Origin of the sequence: Alkalibaculum bacchi (assembly GCF_937875145.1) — a bacterium.
Lineage (GTDB): Bacteria > Bacillota > Clostridia > Eubacteriales > Alkalibacteraceae > Alkalibaculum > Alkalibaculum bacchi_A.
This window is the reverse complement of sequence record NZ_CALNCS010000220.1, coordinates 1-3,539: the sequence shown is the minus strand read 5'-3', so window position 1 is coordinate 3,539 and position 3,539 is coordinate 1. Positions and strand designations below refer to the sequence as shown.

The 3,539-nt window shown below is 36.7% G+C and carries 3 protein-coding genes; all 3 read right to left on the bottom strand.

Annotation, left to right across the window (positions count from 1 at the left end; genetic code table 11):
• Window positions 1-195 precede the first annotated feature (195 nt).
• The gene (gene hydF / locus Q7P22_RS13015; RefSeq protein WP_303864825.1) at window positions 196-1,389 is read right to left on the bottom strand and encodes a [FeFe] hydrogenase H-cluster maturation GTPase HydF; all 1,194 of its coding nucleotides are present in this window, start codon (window positions 1,387-1,389) and stop codon (window positions 196-198) included.
• A gap of 15 nt (window positions 1,390-1,404) precedes the next feature.
• Window positions 1,405-2,823, bottom strand: coding sequence for a [FeFe] hydrogenase H-cluster radical SAM maturase HydG (gene hydG, locus Q7P22_RS13010; RefSeq protein WP_303864824.1), 1,419 nt, complete (start codon window positions 2,821-2,823; stop codon window positions 1,405-1,407).
• A 17-nt stretch (window positions 2,824-2,840) separates the two neighbouring features.
• A partial coding sequence (hydE, locus tag Q7P22_RS13005; protein WP_303864822.1) for a [FeFe] hydrogenase H-cluster radical SAM maturase HydE occupies window positions 2,841-3,539 on the bottom strand: 699 nt, incomplete at its 5' end.

Genomic DNA, 3,539 nt, shown 5'->3' with positions numbered 1-3,539 from the left:
TAGCGGGTGGTTTTATGTTTCGCCCTTAAGGGCTCAACAGGCTAAAGCCTACAAACAAAAAAAGCCACCGATGGTGGCTATAATGAGAAGTATAGTTTACAAAATTTAAAATTATTTAAATAAAAGGATCCTAATTTTCAGGTTGTAAGTTAAACCTTTGCCATCAATGGTGGTTTATTGGTTTTGCTTACCACCTTATTTCAAATCAATCTTATCCAATATCCCAGACAAATAAGCCAATACCACACCATAATTACTCATGGGCACCTCTTGGTTTTTCGCTTTATCTACTCTGCTTATCACGTATTTTCGGTTAAACATACATCCTCCGCAGTGAATGATGAGATCATATGAGGATAAATCTTCGTAGAAATCTGTACCGCTTACTATATCAATTTGTAATTTCTCCCCTACTTTCCTTTTAAGCATCTTAGGGATTTTTTCACGCCCAATGTCTTCTGTTAGAGGAGAATGGGTACAAGCTTCTGCAATAAGGACTTTAGAGTCTTCTGTTAAACGCTCAATTGCACTTGCACACTCTACAAAGTAATCTAGATCCCCTTTGTAATTAGCAAAGAGCACAGAAAAAGAGGTCAATTTACTAGATTCTGGTTTTTTCTCATATACTGTGGAAAAAACTTGTGAATCCGTAATGATTAAATCTGGTGGAGAAGACAAGCTATTTAATGCTTGATCCAAATTGTCTACTGTAGCACTTAGGACAAGACATTTTTTGTCTAAAAGATCTCGTATCGTCTGCACTTGTGGTAAAATGAGTCGTCCCTTTGGGGCCTGAATATCTTGAGGCATGATCAGTAATACTACATCACCTTCTTTTGCTAGCCTTCCAGTGATGCTTTTCATTTCGTAGTTTTCTGGCATCTGCCGCAAGATTTCTTGTTTTAACTGCTCCATGCCCTTTTTTTCTTTTGCGCTAACTACAACAGGTGAACGTTTGCTTTGGGTTTTTACTAGCGAAGTCAATTCATCTAAATCATCTAAAATATCAGATTTATTGATAATAGGGATAACGGATATTTTTTTCTTTTTTAATGCTTTAATCCATTGAATTTCTTCCTCTATATTTACATTGCTAAAGAGCATAAGGGCAATATCCATTTTTTCCATAGCTTGTTTGGTTTTTTCCACCCGCATAGAACCTAATTGACCAATATCATCAAATCCTGCCGTATCGATAAAGACACAGGGACCTATTCCGTGAATTTCCATGGATTTGTACACAGGATCTGTAGTAGTGCCTGCAATATCGGACACCAGTGCAACTTCTTGATTTGTCAAAGCGTTTAATAAAGTAGACTTTCCACTATTTCTTTTTCCCATTATTCCTATGTGCAGTTGATTGGCTCTAGGCGTATCCATAAGTCCCATTGTTTTATCCTCCTACTAAAATCTAAAATCTCTTTTTCCGTCTTCAATTTCTTTCAAATAATTCCATGCAATATCTCGTACTGTTTCTTTGTCTATATGTTTAAACTCTTTAGCTATAATAGCTTCTCCTTTTTCCTTTGTGTCCTCAGAGGCATAATCTTCTAAATACTCTTTTAATGTAATAAGAGAATTTGGTTGGCAGCAATTTGCTATCTGACCAGATTTAACTAAACTCATAAATCGATCCCCAGTACGACCTTCTCTATAACATGCTGTACAGAAAGAAGGTACATAACCTAAAGTAACAAGCCAATTTACGATTTCATCTAAAGATCTCGTATCGCTTAAATCGAATTGAGCAGAATTTTCATCTTCAGGCTCTTTTTCTACATATCCTCCAACACTTGTGCTAGAACCTCCACTGATTTGAGTTACACCTAGTTCCAACACTCTCTCACGTGATTTTTGGGACTCTCTAGTAGAGATAATCATGCCCGTGTATGGAACAGCAATTCGGGTTACCGCTACGATTTTTGAAAAGATGTCATCTGAAATAGCATTTGTAAAGTCTTCTTTTTTAATATCTTCTGCTGGGCAAATTCGTGGAACGCTAATCGTATGAGGGCCTACTCCCATAGCTGCTTCTAAATGTTCTGCATGCATTAATAGTCCGACGAAATCATAGCGATAAGTTTCAAGGCCAAACAATACTCCTAAGCCTACATCGTCAATGCCGCCTTCCATAGCTCGGTCCATGGCTTCTGTGTGATATGCATAATCGTGTTTTGGTCCTACTGGATGTAGTTCTTCGTAAGATTTTTTATTGTAGGTTTCCTGAAATAAAATATAGGTTCCGATGCCTGCATCTTTTAATTTTCGGTAGTTTTCAACAGTAGTAGCTGCAATATTTACATTAACTCGGCGAATATCTCCATTTTTATGTTTAATACTATATATGGTTTTAATACTCTCTAGTATGTACTCTATTGGATTGTTTACTGGATCTTCTCCTGCTTCTAGGGCTAGTCTCTTGTGACCCATATCCTGTAAAGCTACAACTTCTCTAGCAATTTCCTCTTGAGAGAGTTTCTTTCGAGCAATATTCTTGTTCTTATGATGGTACGGACAATAAACACAACCATTAACACAATAATTTGAAAGGTATAGAGGAGCAAACATGACGATTCGGTTTCCGTATATTTTTTGCTTAATTTCTCTTGCGAGCTGCTTTATCTCTTGATTTTCTTCTTCTAAATCACACTCTAAGAGTACAGCCGCCTCTTGGTGACTAAGGCCCTTATATTCTTTTGCCTTGTCGAGTATGGTTCGAATGAGTTCCTTATTGCTCTTGTTTTCTTTTGCGTAGGCTATCGTGCTTAAAACTTCTCCATCGTCAATAAATTCTGTAGCCTTTTTTGATTTTACATTATACATAATAAGTAATGCCTCCTTTAAATTTGAACAAAATCTCCTCTATCTACTACAATTTCATAACCAATATAATTCATTCGATTGTCTAAGCAAACCTTACATTCTGCCGCTTCGTCTCCTGTGCAGATCTTATTATCATAAAGTTCATAATTTTTTCTTACTTCAACTGGAGATAAGTTTGGCATAACTACATTAGCTCCTGCCAATATTCCTAACTCTCGACCATTAGGGTCTATGGTTCCTAAAGCTGTCGTAGCTGGTATTAGAGCATTAGGATTCATCAGTCTAAGTAACCCAATAACAAAGAGCGTAAGTTCTAAAGTACCTCCCGTCTCTTTCGCAAATGGGGTTTGATGGTGAGGAATAAAAGGACCAACACCGATCATTGCTGGTAAAAACTCTTTAATAAAGAGCAAATCTTCTACGATGTTCTCTGTACTTTGATGAGGTGAACCAATCATAAATCCAGTTCCTACTTGAAAACCAATATTCTTTAGGTCTTCTAGACATTTTTTCCTCTTAGGTATGGTTAGATTTTTTGGATGTAATCTACTGTAGTGTTCTGGATTAGAGGTCTCGTGTCTAAGCAAATAACGATCAGCACCACTTTCAAAATACCTTTTATAGGCTTCATAGGATCTTTCTCCTATTGAAAGGGTTACTGCGCAATCTGGATGTTGTTCTTTTATAGATGAAACAATAGAGCAAATATCTTCATC

What these genes read in the sequence shown, in the direction of transcription:
- hydF (WP_303864825.1), bottom strand. Translation starts at nt 1,389, where the DNA reads ATGGGACTTATGGATACGCCTAGAGCCAATCAACTGCACATAGGAATA.
- hydG (WP_303864824.1), bottom strand. Translation starts at nt 2,823, where the DNA reads ATGTATAATGTAAAATCAAAAAAGGCTACAGAATTTATTGACGATGGA.